17 protein-coding genes are annotated in these 23068 nt (G+C 60.3%); 9 read left to right on the top strand and 8 right to left on the bottom strand.

The genetic code is table 11. The features are described from left to right. Window positions 1-20 precede the first annotated feature (20 nt). The 3 genes from TSACC_RS20810 (at window position 21) to TSACC_RS20800 (ending at window position 2354) form a co-directional block, all read left to right on the top strand. Entirely contained in the window at window positions 21-926 is a 906-nt protein-coding gene (locus TSACC_RS20810) for a nucleotidyltransferase family protein (RefSeq protein ID WP_075081361.1), read from the top strand. After that, entirely contained in the window at window positions 917-1570 is a 654-nt protein-coding gene (gene thiE / locus TSACC_RS20805) for a thiamine phosphate synthase (protein WP_202816023.1), read from the top strand. The genes TSACC_RS20810 and thiE overlap by 10 nt, the downstream gene beginning before the upstream one ends. Before the next feature lie 79 nt (window positions 1571-1649). Further along, a complete protein-coding gene (locus tag TSACC_RS20800) occupies window positions 1650-2354 on the top strand; it encodes a hypothetical protein (RefSeq protein WP_075081360.1) in 705 nt (234 codons plus the stop codon). Window positions 2355-2364: 10 nt separating this feature from the next. Here TSACC_RS20800 and TSACC_RS20795 read toward each other — a convergent pair whose 3' ends face one another. Further along, a complete protein-coding gene (locus tag TSACC_RS20795) occupies window positions 2365-2910 on the bottom strand; it encodes a PEP-CTERM sorting domain-containing protein (protein WP_084400735.1) in 546 nt (181 codons plus the stop codon). A 106-nt stretch (window positions 2911-3016) separates the two neighbouring features. Here TSACC_RS20795 and TSACC_RS20790 point away from each other — a divergent pair, with 106 nt between their 5' ends. The 3 genes from TSACC_RS20790 (at window position 3017) to TSACC_RS20780 (ending at window position 6960) form a co-directional block, all read left to right on the top strand. Beyond that, entirely contained in the window at window positions 3017-4867 is a 1851-nt protein-coding gene (locus TSACC_RS20790; protein ID WP_075081358.1) for an RICIN domain-containing protein, read from the top strand. A 160-nt stretch (window positions 4868-5027) separates the two neighbouring features. After that, the gene (locus tag TSACC_RS20785) at window positions 5028-5351 is read left to right on the top strand and encodes a zinc ribbon domain-containing protein YjdM (protein WP_075081357.1); all 324 of its coding nucleotides are present in this window, start codon (window positions 5028-5030) and stop codon (window positions 5349-5351) included. A gap of 91 nt (window positions 5352-5442) precedes the next feature. Next, window positions 5443-6960 carry a PEP-CTERM sorting domain-containing protein gene (locus tag TSACC_RS20780; RefSeq protein WP_084400734.1) on the top strand — a complete coding sequence of 506 codons (1518 nt, stop codon included), beginning with the start codon at window positions 5443-5445 and terminating at the stop codon, window positions 6958-6960. A gap of 4 nt (window positions 6961-6964) precedes the next feature. Here the strand turns inward: TSACC_RS20780 and TSACC_RS20775 are convergent, their stop codons facing one another. The 6 genes from TSACC_RS20775 to TSACC_RS20745 all read right to left on the bottom strand — a co-directional run bounded on the left by TSACC_RS20775 (window position 6965) and on the right by TSACC_RS20745 (window position 13195). Next, window positions 6965-7762, bottom strand: a complete 798-nt coding sequence (locus tag TSACC_RS20775) for a class I SAM-dependent methyltransferase (RefSeq protein WP_075081355.1) — start codon at window positions 7760-7762, stop codon at window positions 6965-6967. Between the two features lie 57 nt (window positions 7763-7819). Further along, window positions 7820-8377 (bottom strand): dihydrofolate reductase family protein, encoded by a 558-nt coding sequence (locus tag TSACC_RS20770; protein WP_075081478.1) that lies wholly within the window; start codon window positions 8375-8377, stop codon window positions 7820-7822. 396 nt (window positions 8378-8773) lie between these two features. Further along, the gene (locus TSACC_RS20760; RefSeq protein ID WP_075081353.1) at window positions 8774-10042 is read right to left on the bottom strand and encodes a DUF4159 domain-containing protein; all 1269 of its coding nucleotides are present in this window, start codon (window positions 10040-10042) and stop codon (window positions 8774-8776) included. Between the two features lie 65 nt (window positions 10043-10107). Beyond that, window positions 10108-11232, bottom strand: a complete 1125-nt coding sequence (locus TSACC_RS22595) for a S41 family peptidase (RefSeq protein WP_075081352.1) — start codon at window positions 11230-11232, stop codon at window positions 10108-10110. Then, window positions 11229-12488, bottom strand: a complete 1260-nt coding sequence (gene purD / locus TSACC_RS20750; RefSeq protein ID WP_075081351.1) for a phosphoribosylamine--glycine ligase — start codon at window positions 12486-12488, stop codon at window positions 11229-11231. The genes TSACC_RS22595 and purD overlap by 4 nt, the downstream gene beginning before the upstream one ends. Beyond that, on the bottom strand, window positions 12485-13195 hold the full coding sequence (locus tag TSACC_RS20745; RefSeq protein ID WP_075081350.1) for an MBL fold metallo-hydrolase: 711 nt from the start codon (window positions 13193-13195) through the stop codon (window positions 12485-12487). The genes purD and TSACC_RS20745 overlap by 4 nt, the downstream gene beginning before the upstream one ends. A 129-nt stretch (window positions 13196-13324) precedes the next feature. On the opposite strand from TSACC_RS20745, the gene uvrA reads away from it, so the two are divergent. Further along, entirely contained in the window at window positions 13325-18817 is a 5493-nt protein-coding gene (gene uvrA / locus TSACC_RS20740; RefSeq protein ID WP_075081477.1) for an excinuclease ABC subunit UvrA, read from the top strand. Between the two features lie 38 nt (window positions 18818-18855). On the opposite strand, the gene TSACC_RS20735 is transcribed toward uvrA, so the two are convergent. Next, the gene (locus TSACC_RS20735) at window positions 18856-20133 is read right to left on the bottom strand and encodes a DUF4159 domain-containing protein (protein WP_075081349.1); all 1278 of its coding nucleotides are present in this window, start codon (window positions 20131-20133) and stop codon (window positions 18856-18858) included. A gap of 116 nt (window positions 20134-20249) precedes the next feature. On the opposite strand from TSACC_RS20735, the gene TSACC_RS20730 reads away from it, so the two are divergent. Both TSACC_RS20730 and lon read left to right on the top strand, forming a co-directional pair. Further along, window positions 20250-20654 (top strand): Hsp20/alpha crystallin family protein, encoded by a 405-nt coding sequence (locus TSACC_RS20730; protein WP_075081348.1) that lies wholly within the window; start codon window positions 20250-20252, stop codon window positions 20652-20654. After that, window positions 20651-23062 (top strand): endopeptidase La, encoded by a 2412-nt coding sequence (gene lon / locus TSACC_RS20725; RefSeq protein WP_075081347.1) that lies wholly within the window; start codon window positions 20651-20653, stop codon window positions 23060-23062. Before TSACC_RS20730 ends, lon begins: the two co-directional genes overlap by 4 nt. The last annotated feature ends 6 nt before the right edge of the window (window positions 23063-23068 follow it).

Here is a 23068-nt window from a genome sequence, read left to right as displayed (position 1 = left end):
TCGGAGAAAACACACGCCCGATGTCTTCTCTCTCTCTTCTCGTACTCGCCGCAGGCATGGGCAGCCGTTATGGAGGCCTGAAACAGGTCGATCCCATGGGACCATCGGGGGAAACCTTGCTCGACTACTCGGTCTATGACGCCATGCGCGCCGGTTTTGACCGCGTGGTATTCCTGATTCGCCGCGACATTGAGGAGGAGTTCCGGGCCAAGGTCGGCTCGCGCTACGAGGGCCGCATCGATGTGGCCTACGCCTTCCAGCAGCTCGACTCGCTGCCCGGCAGCTTCACTGTACCGGCCGATCGTAAAAAACCCTGGGGCACCGCCCATGCCGTATGGTGCGCCCGCGAGGTGCTTGACGGTCCGTTTGTTTCCATCAATGCCGATGATTTCTACGGTGTCGGTTCGTACGAGGTGCTGGCGAAGTTCCTCCGCGACAAGACGGCGGCCAGCACAGATTACGCGATGGCCGGCTATCGCCTCGATAATACGCTCTCCGATCACGGCTCCGTGGCACGCGGTGTCTGCGAGGTGGATGCGGCCAACAAGCTCACCTCCATCGTCGAGTGGACCGCCATCGAGCACACCGAGGGAAAGATTTTCCAAAAGACCGACAGCGGCGAAAAGACCTTCACCGGCAGCGAGCCCGTCTCGATGAACTTCTGGGGTCTCACACCCGCCGTATTCCCGCAACTCGAGACAATCCTCGGCGACTTCCTTACCGCGAACAGCAGCGACCTGAAGGCAGAGTGCTACATCCCGACCGCCCTCGGCCAGCTCACCGAGCAGGGCAAGGCCACGCTTGAGGTGCTGCCGACGAATGCCCCGTGGTTCGGCGTGACCTACCGCGAGGACAAGCCGCTCGTGACCGAAGCCCTCGCCAGGCTCCACGCGTCGGGCGAGTACCCGACCCCGCTGTGGAAATAACCGCCGCCCGCCGGGCTGTCTCCGAGGCCCGGCTCTACGGCATCCTCGATCTTTCCTACGTCGCCGCCGAGGTCGCGCCCGATATGGCGCGACGCATGATCGACGGCGGAGTGCAGATCCTGCAACTCCGCGCCAAGAACCAGCCTCTGGAGCTCATCGAGCGGCTGGCGAAAGAAGTCGCCGCTCTCACCAGTTCCGCAGGGGTGCCATTCATCATCAACGACCATCCGAACCTCGTGCAATCCACGGGGGCCGATGGCGCGCATGTGGGACAGGATGACCTCGCCGTCGAGGCCACCCGGGGGATCATTGGCAATGTACTCCTCGGAAAATCGACCCACAGCGTCGCCCAGGCGACCGCCGCCGGCGTACAGGATCTGGATTACATCGGGTTCGGCCCGCTCTTTGCCACTCCGACCAAGCCGGACTACACCCCGATAGGCACCGCCGAGATCACCGAGGTGCATCGGTTGGTCCGGCACCCGATCTTCTGCATCGGCGGGGTGAAACTCGAGAATCTCGAGACCGTGCTCGCCGCTGGGGCGAAACGCGTGGTCATCGTTTCCGGCATCCTGCTGGCGGATGATGTCGCTGCATATTGTCGCCGCTGCCGTGCCCTTCTGGACGCCGTGCCGCTGGTCTAGGGAAACTTTCTACCCTGAGAAAGGCGGTTTTTCGGCTTTTTCCACTTGCGCGACGGCGCGAGGCGGCAATTCTCATGGGATGAAATTTCTGCGCCTTTTCCTCCTCACCTTTCTGGCCTGCGCAGCCCTGGCCCAGGCGGAAGTCCAGCGGGAGTACATCGTCGTAAGCGGCGGGCCATCGCTGATCGAGTGGGAAAAGTTCAAGGCGGAACCCCATGACCGCTGGTGGGGCAATTTCATCCGCTCCGCTCGTGTCCGGATTCAGCAACTGCGCGAGCAGTATGGCCCGACCGCCAGGATCACCTGGCTCGTCTATCGTCCTGCCTACGATCGCCGTAGTCAGCAGGACAAAACCGATCTTATCAGCAACATCGTCAGTGTTCGCGACAAGTACAACGTGAACCTCGTCTGGATCAAGTCGGGCCAGGATGTGATCAACTACCTCAATGCCGGTCAGCCTCGCGGTCAGGTCAAGATCGCGACCTTCGACTACTACGGCCACTCCAATCGTGCGTGCTTCATGTTCGACTACAGCAACGAGATCGACAGCGCATCGAAGGGATACCTGCATGAGTCCCAGCTCAGCGCCATCCATCGCGGCCTCTTCACCAAGGATGCCCTCGTGAAAAGCTGGGGATGCTACACCGGCGAGAGCATGAGCAAGCTGTGGCGTGCCGCCACCGGCAAACGCATGATCGGCGCTGTGGGCAAGACCGATTACTCCAAATGTCCGACCAATGGCTGGATTCCCGCTTTGAGCGAAGGCAGCCGCTGGGGCGGCTAGCTCGTCATTCTCAAGTCCCCGGCTGGCGACGCCCCAGCCAGCAGATTCCAAGTGCCAGAGCGCCAGCCATCAGAAATACGGTGGAAGGCTCGGGCACAGCCGTTGGCGTGAGGGTTACCTCCACGGTTTCCCCGCCATCCCACTCCAGGCTGCCAATCCAGAGTGAAACAGATCGTCCATCGAAGGTCACCAAGGAGGGATTGAAACAGGGAAGATCGGATGTCACCGCGATGGAGGCGATTTCCAACTCGGACTCCCCAAACCACTGGATGTCCGACACGAGCATCCGATGATCCTCGGCTCCTCCGCCGGCACCTCCTTCAGGCCCCAGGATGAAGACGATGCTATTGGCCCGCGGCATAATGGCCATATTGTTACCATCGCTTACTGAGGTGCGGTCTGAATCGGTACCAGTCACCAACACGGAAACCGGCCCCCAGTAAAACCCATCCGAAGGTATTTTGCGGGAAATCTCCACGACGGAGCCGATCAGTGTGGCTGCCCTGCCGTGAGGCACCAGCAGCGCCAGCGAGAAAAGTGTCACCAGTAATCGCATAGGGAGGAACGTACGCCCGTTTACAGTGCAAAAACCGCTCGACACACGTCAAATTAAATCCATTGAAAACATATAATCTATCGATATATAAATCACGCACCCCTTTATGAACACCCTCCGCCTTATCTTCCTGGCGCTGCTTTTCTGCCTTCATTCCGCGTCCTCCGCCCCGCAGGAAATCGTCAACGACACCATCTGGCTGGATACTTCGGGGCAGGAAATCATTGCCCAGGGTGGAAGCATGATCAAAGTCGGGAAGGTCTTCTACTGGTATGGCTATGACATCAAAAAGAACGATGTCCGTCTCTATACCTCCTCCGATTTCGTCCACTGGGCCTATCAGGGAATCGTCTATCACGGCAACTCCTGGTACGGGCGGCCAGACGTGCTCTACAATGCTCGTACAGGCCGCTACGTCATGATCACCGAGGGGCCGCGATCGACCGGGCGTAATTGCGTCGTCTTTTTTACCTCCAACAAGGCGGCAGGCCCCTTCGTCCGCCAGGGGATCACCGACATGGTGTTTGGCAATACCATGGGCGATCACTCGGTCTTTAAGGATGCCAATGGCGACGCCTATCTCCTGGCCGTCACCGATCCGACATCCACCAATTACAACGGCGGCATGAAGATCGTGAAGCTCACCTCGGACTACCTCGGCCTGGAATCCGTCGTGGCCGAGTGGAACAACGGAGGCGACCACCGGGAGGCCCCTGCCATTGTCAAAAAGGACGGCTTTTACTACCTCCTCACTTCATGGACCGATGGCTGGCACTCGACCGCTACAAAGTACCAGAAGTCCGCAACGCTGGCGGGAATGGCCTCTGCACCCAAGATCCTGCTGGCGACCAGTCCCTACAGTTCGAACTCCTTCAACACCCAGAACGACTTTATCATGCCGGTGACCGGCGCCCAGGGTACCACGTATGTTTATTGCGGCGACCGCTACAGTCAGCAGACGGGCGAAGGTATCGGCAAAAATGGCTGGTATCCGCTGACCTTCGATTCCGCTGGCACGCCCACCCTCAATGGCGTGCAAAAATGGCGGATCGATACCGAAACGGGTCTTTGGGATATCAAATCGGTCGAAGCCGGAAAGACCTACCGCATCATGAATCAAAACAGCGGCAAGGCGCTCACCGTATCCTCCTCCACCGCCCCTGATGGCACAGGGGTGGAGCAGCGAACCTACAGCGGATTGCTCACGCAGAAGTGGACGTTCTTCCCCATGGGAAACAATCAGTTTCTCGTCCTGAACTCCGATACCGGCAAAGCGCTCGATGTCGCCGGCTCCTCCACCGCCAATGGCGCATTCCTTCAGGTCAATGCAAAGTCCGCCATAACCAGCCAGACATGGGTGGTGGTTCCCACCGGCGGCGCATTTCGCATCACAAACTACAACAGCAGCAAATCCGCCAATGTCTCGGGCAGCTCGACCAGCGACGGGGCAAAGATCGAGCAGTGGACGTATTCCGATTGGGCCAGCCAGAAGTGGATCATCGAAACTCCACCGGCCACGACCTCATTCACCGAAAACAGCATTTACAAAATCGTCAACCGGGGCAGTGGAAAAGCACTCACCGTCACCGGCGGGGGCAGTGCGGATGGAACTCTGATCGAGCAACGCACCTTTGCCGACGCTGACGGCCAGAAATGGGTCTTTCAGCCCTACGGAACGGACCAATACCTCATCCGTAGCGTGCAAAGCGGAAAATTCCTGGATGTCACCAATGCATCCACTGACAACGGCGCGACAATTGAGATCCGCCCCGTGAGTGGAACTGACAGCCAGACGTGGCTCGCGACCAAGTTAAGCTCGGGATATTACCAGCTAACCTGCCTCAAGAGTGGCAAATCCCTCAATGTCTCCGGGAGTTCCACAGCGGATGGGGCCAAGGTCGAGCAGTGGACCTTCGGCAACTGGAACAGCCAGATGTGGTCGATCTCGGCGCTCTAGCCGGACTCCCCCAGAATTATCACCGCTCACTCGCGAGCAGGAGGCTGAATTCCAGAGAGCGCGGGTGAACCCCTTTTCTTTCATCTGCCCGATGGTCGCTCACCATGGTATATAAGGAGATTGCACTCTATCCAGCAAACCGATAGGATACTCGTCCTTTATGAGTCAACAAACGTGTCCGGAGTGTGAAATGAATGACGTATTGCAGCACGCAGACCATTGGGAATGCATGACCTGCGGACACGAATGGGCGCGAGAAGAAGAGGCTCCTGCTGGGCGAATCGTCAAGGACGCCCACGGCAATGTGCTGACCGATGGCGATTGCGTGGTGCTCATCAAGGATTTGCCGCTCAAGGGCGCTCAGGTGCTCAAGGGAGGCACCAAGACCAAGCCCATCCGCCTCGTCGACGGCGATCACGAGATCTCCTGCAAAATCGACGGGATGGCCGTCGGGCTGAAGGCTTGCTTCGTGCGAAAGGCATAGATTGCCCCAACTAGTTCTCCGACCGACAAAACGGTCGATGTCACCGCGATAAATATTGCCAGTTAGCCGCCAGTATTTACGGTGCCGAGCCATGACCCCACGGATATGCGCCCTCGTGCTCGGAGCCAGTGCCGGCCTGGCAATAGCCCAAAACCAGACCTCGATCTTTTCCCCCGTCACGAACTGGAATGGAGCGTACACCCTGTCGGTCCAGCAATATGACATGGGAACGGCTTCCGTGCCGACGCTCCAGTCCTTTGCTTCGGCGTCCTACGGCGACGAATGGGTGGTGCTCGCCGGGCGCACCAACGGGCTCCATGGCTTCACCAACAGCGGCACGGTCAATTTTCCGCCCGCATCGCAAAACACCGAGATCTGGGTGGTTGATCCGGTGACGAAGCAGACGTGGAGCAAATCGCTTTCCTCCTCCGGCCTCAGCGACTCGATCATTAGTAGCCTGTCGGCAACAGCCACCCAGAGTTTCACGCAGGGGAGTACGCTCTTCGTCTCCGGCGGTTACGTCTACGACTCGACCGCGAATAACTTCACCACCTACAACACGCTCACAGCGATCGACGTGGCCGATGTGGTGAGTTGGGTCAAAGGCGAAACCTCCTCTCTGGCCGCGAACAGCGTGCTGCAGACCACCGGAGGGACCAGCAGCAACGGCTCCTACACCGGAGGCTTCTTTGCGGTGACAGGCGGAGAAATGTACCAGACCGGCAGCACGGTGCAGCTCGTCTTCGGACAGGATTTTGAGGGTCCCTACACGCCCGGATCGAATGGCACCTACACGTCGCAGGTCCGCTCATTCACCATCGACTACAATAAAGAAAACGGCACGCTGGGGTATACCGAGACGCAAGTGAGCCCCGGGCCCGGCGATCCCACGCAATTTCGCCGCCGCGATCTGAACGTCGCCCCGTCGCTGTCCAAGAATCCTGAGGGTGGCGCTCCTGTGGCTGGGCTGATCGCGTACTCGGGCGTATTCTACAATGGAGAGGGCGTATGGACCGTGCCGGTGGAAATCGGTGCGGACGGCGTGCCCGTGATGGCCGATCCCAGCAACCCGGCGACCTTCAAACAAGCCATGAGCAACTATGATGCAGCCAAGCTCGGCCTGTATTCGAATGCAACCGGCGAGTTCACGGAATTCTTCTTTGGCGGCATCACCGCCAATACCTACAACCCAACCACCGGGACACTCACATACGACGCGGAGTTTCCCTTCACCTCGCAGATTTCCGCCATCACCCGGGATGAAAACGGCAACTACGCGCAATACTACGCAGGCGGGTTGCCGCAGATCCTCGACTCGGAAGGCAAAGTGATCCTTTTCGGAGCCGAGGCGAAATTCTTTCCGGTTCTCGGCCTGCCGACGTATGACAACGGCGTGATCGATCTCGATGCGCTGACCGACGGCACTTTGCTCGGATATATCTACGGAGGCATCGCCGCAGATGCTCCCAACAACGGCAAAACCGCAGCATCGAACGAGGTCTTCGCAGTTTACTACACCGCAGTACCCGAACCCTCCGCCTTGGCACTGCTCGCACTCGGGCTGCCGCTGGTGTGGCTCCTCCGGCATTCTCGTCAAGCCGTCCGGTAAGGGATCATTTCACTCCCAGCCTCACCCGCGACGACCAATACCAGCGTTGCGGATGAGACCCGAGCCTCTTCCCTGCGATCTCCCGGAGTTGATCGACTCTCAGTTCGGACTCGGTGAAACCAGCCTTGAGCAAAGTCTGCACGTGTCCCTGGCTGAGAAGGAGCCCCACGATGCGGTCGGCATTTCCCTCATCGGTGTGATGGAGGGTGCATTCCCGGACAAAACGGAAACACCCGCTCTCCTGCATGCGAGCCAGGTGACCCGACTTGCCCCATCGCCGGACTTCGGAGGAAACACCTGCCGCTTTTTCGAGCTTGCGGGCGTTCTCCATGCATTCCCGGTAGAGGACGTCCACCTCAGGGGCGGTCGTCACTGGCGGCCAGTCGTAGTCATAGGCCGCAAATATCCCGCCTGTCCGTAAAACACGCGCCACTTCGTCAAAGGTCGGCTGCGGGTCCATCCAGTGCAGGGACTGCGAGCAGGTCACAATATCCGCGGACTCATCCGCCAGCCCCGTCGCATGAGAAAAGCCGAGGCGATATTGCACGCACGGCATCGCCAAAGACCGCGCCTGATTCAGCATGGCTTCGGTCGGATCAACCCCGACCACAGCCTCCGCACGCCCCGACCAATATCGGGTCGATAGCCCGCTCCCGCAGCCGAGGTCCACCACCAGTCGCGGCTGATCCATCTGGAGATACTGCCCCACCAATCCCGCAAGCGCCTCGGGCGGCGATGGCCGAAATTGATCGTAGTGATCGGCAAAGCCGGTGAATCGCTCGATGTTCGCGGTGAAGTCCATGGCTGCCTCCAACCTAGCAGAAAGTGCATGGTACAAAAGACGGCATCCACCGCCAGACTACCCCAGGACCTTGTACCTCGATTGAACAAATCCCGATGGAAACGCCTTTGTGCCGAGGTGCCGAAGCTCGGTATGATCCTCGATCGCTCCAAAGAGCGGCAGCCCGTCTCCGAGTAAAATGGGAATGCGCGTAATCACCAAATCCGCGATCAGCCCCTCGCGGAGAAAGGCCTGAATCACCTGTCCTCCGTCGATGTAGGCATGCTCCCAGCCACGCCCTGCGAGATACTCCGCCACCGCCCTCGGAGGCTGATTAAGAATCGTCACCCTTCCCGCAATATCGGACGGCAAATCTACAGCTGATATAAAACGACTAAGCACCACCACAGGCTTGTCGAAGGGCCACGAGTCGAAGGTGAGAACCTTTTCAAACGTGCGGCGGCCCATGATGATTCCATCCATGCCCGCCAGGAAATCGGCGTAACCGTGGTCTTCATTTTCACCGTCGAGGCGAGCCGCGCTGATTGACTTCTCCTCCAGCCACCCGATATCACCGTCCCTGCGGGCAATAAAGCCATCGAGGCTGGTTGCAATGAACACATGGCCCCTCAAAATATCTTTGTTACCAGCAGATTTCATAACCGAGGCGGGATGTCATGTAGATGCGTGTATCCCATGGGTCAAGCCCCCCTCTTGCTTTTCGAAAAGTGAAGGCATTATCTCTCCGTTACGAAAACAGCCGTTCTCTTTACGGTCTGTCTGACTGGCGCAGCTTTTGCGGAGCCTCCCTCACCAAACCGGAGCAGTTGACCCTGAGCCTCTCCTCAACGCCATCGCTGTCACCAAGCGATGCCTCACGAAAAAATCTCGTCGGAGCCTGGAAAGGCGGCTTTGTTGTCTTTTCAACAAGGTCCCGGCAACTCGCTCTCACGGGAGAACGAGCCCCTGTGGATTTTCCGGGCCCCGGCTATCGCCGCATGCTCGAAAATCCCGAATAACCCCCTGTCGACGCTACAATGTCGACGTAGCCGCCTCGCCGACCTTGCTTTGCCAGCGGGTCAGGAGATGCATCACGACGTTGGCGCCGAAGCGGTATGATGCCTCGAGTGAGTCTCGATTGATATTGCGGAGGTAGACATCGCGCTGGTCGTAGATGGCGGGATTCGTTGCGACATACTGCCCGGCGACATTGCGCCCGAGGTCGATCTTTCCATCCTGATCGAGACCGACCTGCCACATGTCGCCGTAGTCATTGGCCGTGTAGAGGATCGCGACCTCGCCATACATTTTCATGGCATAAATCGGGAGGCGATAGTTGTTCAGACCAGCGGGCATCTGTTTTACGTCCTTAAAGTAGGCTTGTGAATACAGCGGATGGTCAGCAGGAAGCGGCTCGAAATTCTTGTCCACATCGGCCACCACACGGCGCATCTCGCGCTTGAAGGCGAGATCGAAGCGCGACCGCTGTCCCGGCACCGAGCTGTCACCCCAGATACAACCGCCGACCTTGAGATAGGCGCGCAGGTTCTCGACCTCCTTCTCGGTCAACTGAAAGTCACGCGTTCCGGTGAGGAAGATAAATGGCGGGCGAACATTGAGGAGTTCATCGCTATCGAGGCGGATGGCGCGAACGTTGGTGTAGTTGGTCCGTACGCGATCCTTCGTCCAGGAGCTCATAAGATAGAGCAGATTGGGCAGGCTGCCCGCATCGATCTTGCCATTGGAGACTCGCACGGTGGAGTTCCAATTGCCCCCGGAGTATTGACCAATGAAGGCCGTGAAATCGTATTCGGCATGCTTGCCCTTGCCCGGCGTCCCCATCCAGATGCGCTGAGTCTTCGCAAGCTGCGTGAGAACCTCCGGCGTGATCTCGTTCACGGTCGATGGAGCTATGCTCTCCATTTTGGAAATGGCGGCCGGCACCTGGTCGGCGTTCGGCGGAGGAATGTCGATGCTCTTGACAAAAATCGGAGCCTGGGGGTTTTTCTGCTCGCTGAAAATGATGTCTGGCTGATCTTTCGATGGAGCCGGGTTGATCAACTTATCGAGCGACATCTCCTGCTTGAGGGTCGTTTTGTCGGTCGGCGGAGGGCGGACTGCGTCGGCAACCGGCGCGATCGTACCCGTAATCTGCTCCGGCTCGGGTACGACCTTGGTAATAATCACCCCGCCTAGAAGAACGATGATGATGAAGTGGATGACGAGGGAAATGGAGAAGTCGCGCGAGCGGCTGAGCTTGTCGCGAAGTCTCTGAACCAGCGGGGGAAGCTGATCAGTCATGGGCGACGCTTAGCACTCCGGGAATGCTAAGGCAAGCGCCGATTCTTAGCTCGGAAAAAAGCCGGCTACTTTTGCTTGGCCTTGTAAAAATTGATGGCCGTGACCAGATCCACTGCTCGCTGGAGCACGCCATCTCGCAATGGGTTGCCTTTTCCGCGTTCGCGCTGGATGCTCTGGACGGAATCGATCTCGGGGTTGGTATTTGCGACGAGAGCAGCTTCATTCAGCCGCTTGCGTTCGACGTCATAGACGAACTGGCTGACGCCCTTTTCCTTTGATTCACGAAAAATCTGGGCCTGTACCTCGGCAGGCAGGGCAATGGCGACATCGGGTTTCACTCCCTCGGGAAAGATTGGCCCGGCCTCGGGGACGATGACCTGGGCGATGGCCACTCGCAGGACGAGATTGCCCGAGAGTTCATTATCGTAGAACTCTGCGGCACCGCCTTTCGTCGGCGCACCGATGATCATGGCTCCGGCATTCTGGCGCAGCGTGGCGGCCAGTGCCTCGGCAGGGCCGGAGGTGTCGGCATCCGTGAGAACCACGATCACGCCCTGAAAGGCCGGGTCCTGGTTTGACGTAAAGATGCGCTCCTGTTTGGCGCTGGGCTTTTGAACGGTGAAGAGCAGCTTGCCCTTCGCGCAGAACCGCCTGGCCACATCCGCCGCCACCTCGTAGCTGCCGCCGTGCGCCGCCTCGCGCAGGTCGAGAATCACGGCATCGACCTTCTTGGGGTCAAAGCCCGTGAGGACGGCGTCCATCTGCGGAAGCACACCAGCCTCCATCGAGCCGAGCCGGATATAGCCGATATGGCCATCGAGGATCTCGGCGAGAAAGGGAGTGCCTTCATCCTGCTGCCGGGCGCGGGAATCGACCAGCTCCGCCCCTGGATCGAGGCGCCGGAGCAGTCCCTCCAGCAACGCGCGCTGCATAGCGGCCTCGCTGGTTTTTTCCCCGTCGAGAAACTGCCGCTTGATCGCATCGACAGCCTTGGAGACGTCGTCGTCCTTGAGGCTGTTAACCTTCTGCCGGAGGGTCGGGATCGGCGTGGGTGAAGGCGCAGGTGTCGGGCTTTCCGCCGGGGTCGCCGATGGCGTGGGAGCCACTGTTGCGCTCGGAGTGGGTGTGGGAGACTGAGCGAGCAGTGGCGCCGTGGCCACCAACACCAGCGGAAGAGCACGGAGTATCATTTTGCGCCAATGTCACTGCGAAACTGCTTCTGGTCAAAGGCGATTATTTCGCCCGCAGCATAGGCTTTCCGCCGCGCATCCTCCAGGTCACCGCCCAAGGCGCTGACCCCGAGAACCCGACCGCCGTTCGTCACGATGGCCGAGCCGTTATTCTTCGTTCCAGCGTGAAAGACCACCACATCGCTCTGTTCTCCGGCCTTTTCCAGGCCTGTGATTTCCGCGCCCTTGGCGTAGGCCCCCGGGTATCCGCCGGAGGCAAGAATCACACACACTGCCGCACGCTCATCCCATGCGGGCGAGGTTTCCTTCAGTGTGCCATCGACCGTGGCCTCCAACAGGTCGAGCAGATCGGTCTGGAGACGGCGAAGGAGCACCTGGGTCTCGGGGTCGCCGAAGCGACAGTTGAACTCCAGCACCTTCAATCCGTCGGCGGTGATCATGAGGCCCGGGAAGAGCATGCCCTTGAAAGGAATCCCATCAGCCTTGATCCCCGCGACAAAGCGATCGAGCACCTCGGTTTTTACCTTTGCGCGCAGCTCTGGCGAGAGGGTACGCGATGGCGAGATGGTACCCATTCCGCCCGTGTTCAATCCCTGGTCGCCATCAAGGGCTCGCTTGTGGTCCTTGGCATCCGGAAAGAGCACGTAGGAGTCGCCATCGATGAGAGCGTGGATCGAGCACTCGACCCCGGTAAGGAACTCCTCGATCACCACTTTTTTGCCCGCCTCACCGAAAACGAGGAGATCCATCGAGCGATAAACCGCCTCCTCGGCCTCCTCGCGAGTCATGGCAATGACCACGCCTTTGCCCAGCGCCAGGCCGTCGGCTTTTACCACGAGCGGGTATTTTGCCGTCTTGCACCATTCCTGCGCTTCCAGGCTGGAGGTGAACTCCCGCGACTCCGCCGTGGGAATGCCATGGCGTTTCATGAACTCCTTGGCGAAGGTCTTGGAGGATTCGAGCTGGGCGGCGGCCTGTGGTGGGCCGAAGACGCGCAGCCCCCTGGCCTGAAAGGCATCGACGATGCCTGCAGCGAGCGAGTCGTCGGGTCCGACGACGGTAAATCCGATACCCTCGCGCTCGGCAAACTCCACCAACCGGGGAATATCCTCCGCGCCGATGGCGACATTTTCACCGATCTCCGCCGTACCCGCGTTGCCGGGTGCGACGTAGATATTCGTCACGCGAGGCGACTGCTTGAGCTTCCATGCCAGGGCGTGCTCACGCCCTCCTGATCCGATGATGAGAATTTTCACGGTGCGAAAACGAGAATGGTAGGTCCGGGGAGATTGGCTGCGTTGAGAAGGACGGATGGCCCGGTGAGACGATGAACTCCGCCACGTCCGGCGATCCAGGACTCGATGGCCCCAGGAGTTCCCATGGGAACGACGACCTTGGGGTGAAGCTGGTTGATGATGAGGACGCGTTCCTCGTCTGTGAGGTAGGAAGGCTGGCCGACCGGGAGGAAGAGAACGTCAATCTGACCGAGCTGAGCGACCTCCTCACCGGTGAGCGGACCAGGGAGATTGCCAGCAAAACAGAACCGAATGCCCTCCATGGCCCAGGAGAAGACGAGGTTCATATTCTCGCCCTTGGTCGCGTCGGTGTAGGTCGGCACGCCCCGGAAGCGGATGCCCGAGGCATTATTGAGACCCGTCCCGATGGCTCCACGGAAAGCGGTGGGCGTGTTGGTGATGGAGTCCTCGGAGTTAAAGGCAGGTTTCTCCATGGTGACGAGGAGGACGTCAGGAGCAAGGTTGCGAGGGAGATTGGGACCACCCGTCCCGTCGGCATGAGGATTGACGAGGACTTTCAGCCCGATACTGGACGTAAAGAGAAACGTCTGGTTGCCGAGCCAGTCGATGCGGACCTGCCGGGGCGTCGAGGATGGCGCATAGTCACGGCTGCCGCCGCCACATCCAGCCAGGAGCAAACAGAGAAAAAATCCGGCGACACGTCTCATGAAAGCGCAGGAGGATAGAGGCTGTTCTCGCAGGAGGCAAGACAGGCGGCAGGTCTGGCGCAAGAAGGAAATTTTTCATTTGGATGATTTTATCCCTCCAAGGACTTGCCTCCCTTCGTATGCTACGGTGTGTCTTCTGTGATTCGAGTACGCGGCGCCCGCCAAAACAACCTCCAAGGCCTCGATGTAGATCTGCCACTCGGTCAGTTGATCGTGGTGACCGGCCCCAGCGGTAGCGGCAAATCGAGCTTTGCCTTCGATACCCTCTATGCCGAGGGCCAGCGGCGGTATGTGGAAACCTTCAGCCCATACACGCGACAGTTCCTCGACCGCATGGACAAGCCGCAGGCGGACCTCATCGAGGGCATCCCCCCCGCGATCGCAATCGAGCAGGCGAATTCCGTCAAGACCACCCGGTCGACGGTCGGCACGATCACGGAGATCAACGACTATCTGAAACTCTTCTTTCCCCGTGCGGCCCATGCCTTCTGCCCGGAATGCCAGCGGGAAATCCGCACCGAAACGCCCACCTCGATCCTTGAGCAGATTTACTCGACGATGGCGGGCCAGCAGGTGCTCGTAACCTTCGGAATTCCGGTGCCTCCGGGCACGAAACCGGCTGATTTCTTCGATTTCCTCCGCCAGCAGGGCTACCTGCGAGTCTGGCTTTACGGCAAGGTGGTTCGCACCGACGAGGCGCCAGGCATGCCGCGTCTGCCCGCAGTGGTCCCGGTGATCCAGGATCGCATCGCCGTCACGGAGGAAAACCGGAGTCGTCTCTCCGAGGCCATCGAGGCCTCGCTGCGTCTCGGAGCAGGCAAGATTGACGTCCACCCTGTGGAGGGCGGCAATACACTTCCCTACTCGTCGGGGTGGCATTGCGCCCACTGCGATATCACGATCCGCCCGCCGAGTCCGGGACTCTTCACTTTCAACAACCCGCTCGGCGCCTGTCCGGATTGCCGCGGATTTGGCCGGGTGATCGGTATCGACTGGACCCGCGTGATGCCGGACAAGTCGCTCTCCATCGCGGCGGGCGTGGTGCGACCGTTCCAGAGCGGTCAGTCCAAGGAATGCCAGCGCGACCTCATGCGGGCTGCGGCCAAGCGGGATGTCGACGTCCATATCGCCTTCGACGAACTGCCCGAGGCGGACCAGAAGTGGGTCCTTGAGGGCGATGGCGGTAACCCCGAGGAATCCTGGCAGCACGGCGGCTGGTACGGCGTGCAGGGTTTCTTCAACTGGCTGGAGTCAAAAACCTACAAGATGCACATCCGTGTGCTGCTCAGCCGGTATCGCAGCTACCAGCCCTGCCCGACCTGCAAGGGCGGCCGTTTCCAGCCCGAGACACTGAATTATCGCCTGGAACCCGCCCATCGCACTCTGCCCGAGATCGCCTCCACGCCGGTGCGTGATCTGCGCAAGATCATGGCCGAGGTAAATCTGCCCACGGGTGATCCGAGTTCTCTGCTGCTGCGGGACCAGATCGCCTCACGGCTGAACTACCTCGATAGCGTCGGCCTTGGATATCTGACGCTGGATCGCCCCACCCGCACGCTCTCCGGTGGAGAGATCGAACGCGTAAATCTCACGACCTGCCTGGGGGCGTCATTGGTCAATACCCTCTTCGTCATGGACGAGCCGAGCGTGGGCCTGCACCCGCGCGACACCAGCCGTCTCGTCGAGATCATGCACGCTTTACGGGACAAGGGAAACACCCTCGTCGTGGTGGAGCATGAGGAGGCGATCATTCGCGCCGCCGACCATCTCGTGGATATCGGCCCCGGTCGCGGCAGCACAGGCGGCAAACTCATGTACTCCGGCCCGCTGACGAAGCTGCAAGGGCAGGAGTCGCTGACCGGCGATTATCTCTCGGGCAAGAAGACGATCCCGATTCCGGCCAAACGCCGCAAGTCAGTGAAATCGCTCCGCATGAAAGGCATCCGGCATCACAACCTCCAGGGGCTGGATGTCGACATCCCGCTGGGCGTATTCTGCGCCATTACGGGCGTCTCCGGATCAGGCAAGAGCTCGCTCATTCACGACGTGCTCTACCGCAACCTCGTCGCAGAAACACCCGACGAAACAGACGGGCCGGGTTACGTGCGCTCGCTCAAGGGCGATGAGGATCTTGGCGACATCGTCATGGTGGATCAATCGCCACTGGCTCGGAGTCCTCGCTCAACCCCCGCCGTGTACCTCGGCGTTTATGACGGCGTCCGGGAGCTTTTCGGCACGCTGCCAGAGTCGCTCGGCGCCGGGCTTTCGCCGTCGTCGTTCTCCTTCAACTCAGGCAATGGCCGCTGTGAACGCTGCGCCGGTCTCGGCTTTGAAAAGGTCGAGATGCAATTTCTCAGCGACCTTTTCCTGCGATGCCCCGAGTGCGAGGGCAAGCGCTTCCAGCCCCACGTGCTCAAGGTGGAATACAAGGGCAAGTCGATACACGATGTGCTGGAGATGACCGTGCGCGATGCCATCGGTTTTTTCGCAGGCCATGCCCGTATCGTACAGCCTCTGCAACTCCTGGCCGATGTGGGCCTCGATTACCTGCGTCTCGGCCAGCCGGTGAATGCCCTCAGCGGTGGAGAATCCCAGCGCCTGAAGCTTGCCAGCCATCTCGCGGAACGGCGCGAGACTGGCGCACTGCTCATTTTTGACGAACCGACGACGGGATTGCACTTCGACGATGTGGCGCAGTTGCTTCGCGTCTTCCAGCGCCTGGTCGACGAGGGCGACAGCGTGATCGTGATCGAGCACAACCTTGAGGTCATCAAATCCGCCGACTGGGTGGTCGACCTCGGCCCCGAGGCGGGCGACCAGGGCGGCAAACTCGTAGCCGCAGGTACTCCAGAGGACGTGGCAAAATGCGCCGACTCGCATACGGGACGCTTTCTGGCCCAGTTGCTGAACAGCAAGAAAGGCCAGAAGGTTCCCGTCGCCCGGGCCACCACGCCGAAGAAGGCTCTCGACGTCATCCGCGTACAGGGTGCCCGCGAGCACAACCTCAAGAACATCACCGTCGAGATTCCGCGCGAAAAGATCGTCGTCGTGACCGGCCTGAGCGGATCGGGAAAATCCACCCTCGCCTTTGACATTCTTTTCGCCGAGGGCCAGAGGCGCTTTCTCGACAGCATGTCGGCCTATGCCCGGCAGTTCGTCGAGCAGATGGAAAAGCCCGATGTGGATTCCATCGAGGGGCTTCCACCCAGCGTGGCCATCGAGCAGCGAGTGACACGCGGAGGAGGCAAGTCGACCGTCGCCACGGTCACGGAGATCTATCACTTCCTGCGCCTGCTCTTTGCCAAACTCGGCACCCAGCATTGCCCGGACTGCCATGTGCCGGTGGAGAAGCAAACGCTCTCGGCCATCGTCACGACGGTGCAGGGCTTTGCCAAAAAGGGCAAGACGCTGGTCTTTGCTCCCCTGATCAAGGCACGCAAGGGCTTCCACTCCAAGATCGCCCTCTGGGCGGAGCGGCAGGGCATCGACACCCTGCTCGTCGATGGAAAGCTCGTGCGGGTGACAAATTTCAACAAGCTCGAGCGCTTCAAAGAACATACCATCGACGCATTGGTCGGTGAGCTGGATTCCTCCAATGCCTCGGAGATTCCCGCCATCGTACGCCGCGCCATCGAACTCGGCAAGGGGTCCGCCCGCGTGCGGGATTCGAAAGGCGAGTATCACATCCTGAGCTCCGAAATGAACTGCCCGTCGTGCGCCCGTGCCTTCGAGCCGCTCGATCCGAGATTATTCTCCTTCAACTCGCCGCATGGCTGGTGCACGCACTGCCGGGGATTCGGAGTGGTCTGGGAGTCGTTTTCCAAGAAGGAATTCGATTCCGAACTCGAGGCCGAACTCGCAGAGGAACGCAGCCATGAAAATCTCGAGGAAACCGAGGCGCGCCCCTGCCCGATCTGCCAGGGAACCCGGCTCAACGAGGTGGCACGCGCGGTGCATCTGCAAGGCCACACCATCGAGGGCATCACAGGCTCCTCGGCCACGGACGCATTGGAATTGGTTGGGAAATTCAAATTCCGCGGCTCCGCCGAGCAGATCTCGCACGACATCCTCGCGGAGATTTCGCAGCGCCTGAAATTCCTCAGCCAGGTCGGCCTCGATTATCTCACGCTCGATCGCGCTGCAAATACACTGAGCGGCGGAGAGTCGCAACGTATCCGCCTTGCGGCTCAGCTCGGATCGAATCTGCGTGGCGTGCTCTACGTTCTCGACGAGCCTACCATCGGCCTGCATGCCCGGGATAACTCGCGGCTGCTCGATGCCCTGGAAGCTCTGGCGGGGAATGGCAATTCCCTCGTCATTGTCGAGCACGATGAGGAAACCATGCGTCGCGCCGATCACATCATCGACTTGGGCCCGAGAGCGGGAAGCAGGGGGGGCGAGATCGTGGCAGCGGGACCGCTCAAGACCATACTCGCCGACAAGAAATCCCTGACCGGCCAGACCCTGCGCGAACCGATGCGGCATCCTTCACGCGGCGAGCGACGTGCGCTGGATGTCGCGCCGGGTTGGGTGGAATTGCGCGGCGGCAATCTTCACAATCTCAAGGACGTGAGCGTGAAGTTCCCTCTCAACCGCCTTTCTGTCGTCTCGGGCATCTCCGGCTCGGGCAAAAGCACGCTGGTCCGCGGCATCGTGCTGCCTGCGGTCAAGGACGCGCTTTCGCGCTCGTCGCGCCGGAAGCTCCCACTCGATCAGCCGTGGGGTTCGATCACGGGATGCAACGAACTCGGTGCGGTCCTCGAGGTGGATCAGTCGCCCATTGGCAAGAGCTCACGCTCCACGCCTGCGACCTACATCAAGGTCTTCGACGAAATCCGCAGCCTTTACGCCAACCTTCCCGCCTCCCGCATGCGAGGATATTCCGCGAGCCGGTTTTCTTTTAACACCGAGGGCGGGCGTTGTGAAGCCTGCCAGGGACAGGGCGTGATCAAGCTCGAGATGAACTTCCTCCCTGCCGCCTACATGCCGTGTCAGGAATGTCTCGGCAAGCGGTACAACTCCGCCACCCTGGAAATCGAGTACAACGGCAAGTCGATCGGCGACGTCATGGAGATGACGGTGGAGCAGGCCGCGGAATTCTTCGGGTCGCATCCGAAAATCCGCCGCGCACTCAGTCTCCTCAACGAGACCGGCCTGGGGTATCTCAAGCTCGGCCAGCCCTCGCCTACTCTCAGCGGAGGCGAGGCGCAGCGTATCAAGCTGGTCACCCAGCTCACCCGTCGCGCCACATCCACGGCCGAGGAGATCAAGACGACGCGCCGGGGCAAGTCGACGCTCTACATCCTCGAGGAACCCACCATCGGCCTCCACGCACATGATGTCAGCCAGCTCATCCAGGTCCTGCATCGTCTGGTCGATGAAGGCGGCACCGTCATCGTGATCGAGCATCACCTCGACGTCATTGCGGAGGCAGACTATGTCGTCGACGTCGGCCCCGAGGCAGGGGCCAAGGGCGGAAAGGTGATTGCCTCCGGCACGCCGGAAGAAGTCTCCTTCAGCAAGGAAAGCCGCACCGCCCCCTTCATCAAAGAGGCTCTTGTGCAGGGAGGCGACAAACCTGCACCAGTTAAAAAGACAAAGAAAAAGGCTGTGGCGATCTGAGGATCACCACAGCCTTAGAAATACAGAGCTAAATCAACCTAGAGAGTGGGAGCAGTACGGACCTTGCTCTCCCAGCGGGTGAGCAGGTGGATGACCAGGTTCGTACCAAACTTGTAGGTCATCGTGAGCGCATCCACACCCAGGTTGCGGATGTACACGTCGCGCTGATCCCAGATAGCCGGATTAAGAGCCACGTACAGACCAGCCGCGTTCCTGCGAAAATCGATCTTGCCGTTCTCATCCAGACCGACCTGCCACATATCGCCATAATCATTGGCGGTGTAGATGATGGCTACCTCACCGTAGATCTTCATCGCGTAGATCGGGAGCGAGTAGTAGTTCAGGCCGGGAGGCACGTCCTTAACCTCGGGAAAGTACGGGCTCTGCGTAAAGATCGGATGATTCGCAGGTAGAGGCTCGAAGTCCTTGTCCACGTCGGGAATCACGCGCTTCATCTCACGGCGGAAGGCAATGTCAAAACGCGAGCGGAGACCCGGCACCGAACTGTCACCCCAGATGCAACCGCCCATGCGGACGTATTTCTGGAGATTCTCGACTTCCTTCGGAGTCAGGACGAAATCACGCGTGCCCGTAAGGAAAATGAAGGGCGGCTTGACGGCGAAAATCTCATCGCTATCGAGCTTGATCGCTTTGACGTTCTTGTAGTTCGTCTTGATCTTGTCTTTCGACCAAAAGCTCATCAAATACAGCAGGTTCGGCAGACTTCCCGTTTCGATCTTGCCTCCGCTGACCCGGATGGTGGAATTCCAATTCCCGCCATTGTACTGGCCGATGTAGGCGGTGAATTCAAACTCCCGGCTACGACTACCCGTTCCGGAACCCTGTCCCTTGCCCCAGCCACCCGTGAAGGCCTTGATCTGGGAAGCAACCGCAGTCGGCATGCCCTCCGCGCCGCCCGCAGGAGCAGGGGCCGGAGCCGGAGCGCTCGGCGCGTTCGTCGGAGTCGTCACCGGAGCGACCACAGTGGTGGCCATCGAGAAATTCAGCGGGTTGACCGCGGTGGTGGTGATGGTGTTCAGCGTGGACGAGGTCGGCGTGGCAACAGACGTCACGTTAAAGGTGGTTTGCTGCTGTTGCTGTTGCGGCGGCGGCGGAACATTCTGAGCATCGGAGGCTTGGACGAATCCGCCTTCCCCACCCTCGAAATCCGGTGGTTCCTGAACGGCCTTGAACAACACTGTGCCTCCGAAAACGGCGACCAGAATCACGTGCAGGGTAAACGAAATCGCAAAGTCCCGCGAGTTGCTGAACTTATCGATAAATTTTTGAAGGACCGGGGGTAGCTGACCTGCCATGGGAATGGATAACCGTAACGATTCAGAGGCGGCGTCGCAATGCTTTTCGTGCAATCCCACCCCGCTGCAGACGACCTCGACTTGAGAATACGCTCACCTCCGGCTATGAATAGAACATGGGCGATCTGAACAGCCTGAAACTTCGCTGGCTTCACGGCCAGCTTCTCGACGCAGCCTCGCGTCACCTCGCAACCTTTTCCCATGTCCCCCACTCCGCCGCCTGGCAGCCTGCGGTCAACGCCTATCGGTGCGACAGGTGTGTCCGCATCTGCGTCGACCTGGCCGGAGTGGACAAATCGGAAATCGACCTGACCATCGAGCCGGGCCGTCTGCGCATCCGGGGACGCAGATCGTTGCCGGAACCCGCTGCGCCGCATGGGAAAGCCGTGCAGGTGCTGGCGATGGAAATCGACTACGGGCCGTTCGAGCGTGATGTCCTCCTCCCGGCGGGGGTCGACGTCAGCCGGGTGACGGCGGAACAGAAAAATGGCCTCCTTTGGATCGATCTGCCCCTGTCATGAGCACATTTCCTCCTCTTGATCTTCTCTCCAGCGCTGGGGACCAGCCTTCCGGCCAGGAACCGGGAACCGGTAATAACGCAAACGCGGGCAAACCCGCCATTCCGGATACGCTCTCGCTGCTGCCTTTGCGCGGCGGGGTGTTTTTCCCGGGAGCCGTGATGCCGCTCACCATCGAGCGCGAAGCCACGCTGAAGATGCTCGACGAGACCCTGCCTGAGTCAAAGGTGCTCGGGGTCATCGCCCAACGCAGCGAACAGACCGTGGAGCCATCGCCCGCCGACGTCTACGGGATCGGCACTGCCGTGCAGGTGCTGAAATACATCCGCCAGAGCGAGCAGTCTGCCATCGTGATCGTGCAGGGATTGCAGCGTTTCGCGGTGCAGAAATATGTCCTGACCTTTCCCTATCTGCGTGCCGAGGTGCGGTTGCTGGAATCCATTCTTCCCGTTGTCGGGGACAAGGAGGCGGAGGCGGCGACGAACAATCTGAAACAAACCGGGATGGAACTCCTGAGCCTGAATCCGGAAGCACCCGAGCAGTTTCGCCAGATCCTCCAAAGCATCACGGACCCGGGCACGCTGGCCGACTTTCTGAGCGTCAATCTCACCCTCGATCTCCCGGCCAAGCAGGCCCTGCTCGAGGAACTCGACGTCAAAAAACGGGTCGCCGCCGTCCAGAGCGGGCTATCCGCCCAGCTCGAGATCGCCCGCATCCAGCAGCGGCTCCATCAGGACGTACAGGCACAGTTCACCGACGCCCAGCGCCGCGCCTACCTGCGCGAGCAGGTGAAGGCGATCCAGCGTGAGCTCGGCGAGGATGAGACCGGCGCACAGGAACAGACGGACGAACTCCGCCAGAAGCTCGATGAAGCCAACCTGCCTGCCGAGGTCAAGGAACAGACCGACCGCGAGTTGAAGCGGCTCTCGTCGATTCCGAACGCCAGTCCCGAATTTTCCGTGATCGTGAGTTACCTCGAAACGGTGGCGGAATTGCCGTGGAGCAAATTCAGCGAGGACAATCTCGATCTCAACCGGGCGCAGGAGATCCTCGATCGCGACCACTTTGGCCTGACCAAGGTGAAGCGCCGCATCATCGAGTACCTCGCCGTGCGGAAACTCAACCCGACCGGGCGCGGCCCGATCCTGTGCTTCCTCGGGCCTCCGGGCGTGGGCAAGACCAGCCTCGGCCAGTCCATCGCCGACGCGCTCGGGCGGAAGTTTGTCCGCATCAGCCTCGGCGGTATCCGCGATGAGGCGGAGATTCGCGGTCACCGCCGCACCTACATCGGGTCGATGCCGGGCCGCATCATTCAGGAGCTTCGCCGCGCGGGCACCCGCAATCCGGTGATCATGCTCGATGAACTCGACAAGGTCGGCACGGATTTCCGGGGCGACCCGGCCAGCGCCCTGCTGGAGGTCCTCGATCCTCGCCAGAACCATGCTTTTGTGGATCGGTATCTCGACGTGCCCTTTGACCTCTCGCAGGTGATTTTCATCGCTACGGCAAACTATGTTGAGGGCATTCCCGCCCCGCTGCGGGATCGCATGGAGACGATCGAGATTCCCGGCTATACGGCCCGCGAGAAACAGAACATCGCGGCCAAATACCTGGTGCGCCGCCAGCTCGAGGAAAACGGCCTTACGCCGGAGCAATGCGCATGGGAGGATGCCGCGCTCGCCTTTGTCATCGACAACTACACCCGCGAGGCTGGAGTGCGCGACCTTGAGCGGCAGGTCGGCTCGGTCTGCCGGGCCGTCGCTGCGGAGGTGGCGCGTGGCAGGCAGGAGCGCATCACGGTCACGCCCGAGCTCGTACAGGAGTTGCTCGGCCCGCCGCGCTTCGTTCGCGAGGAACATCTGAAAACCAACGCGCCCGGCGTGGTGACGGGACTAGCCTATACCCCGGTGGGCGGCGAGGTGCTGTACATCGAAGCGGCGAAGTTTCCCGGACGTGGCGGTGTCACGCTCACCGGCCAGCTCGGCGATGTGATGAAGGAATCCGTGCAGGCCGCGATGAGCCTCGTGCGTTCGCGCGCAACGCAACTCGGGATCAATCCGACGCTTTTCCAGGAAAACGACATCCACGTGCACGTCCCGGCCGGGGCGGTGCCAAAGGACGGCCCGTCGGCGGGTATCGCGATGTTTACCGCGATTGCCTCGCTATTCCTCGACAAGCCGGTGCGTTCCGATGTCGCGATGACCGGCGAGGTCACCTTGCGCGGACTGGTGTTGCCGATCGGAGGGTTGAAGGAAAAGAGCCTCGCGGCGCTGCGGGCGGGCATCAAGCGGGTGCTTATTCCGGAGTTGAACCGCAAGGATCTGTCGGACATTCCCGAGGAAGTGCGCGAAGCGATCGAGTTCGTTCCCGTCTCGACCGTCGACCAGGTACTGGAAGGGGCGCTGCAGTAGCGCCGC

Source organism: Terrimicrobium sacchariphilum (genome assembly GCF_001613545.1).
In the GTDB taxonomy this organism is placed as follows: Bacteria; Verrucomicrobiota; Verrucomicrobiia; order Chthoniobacterales; family Terrimicrobiaceae; genus Terrimicrobium; species Terrimicrobium sacchariphilum.
Note: the sequence above shows the minus strand (reverse complement) of the source record. Positions and strands in the feature narration are given on the sequence as shown.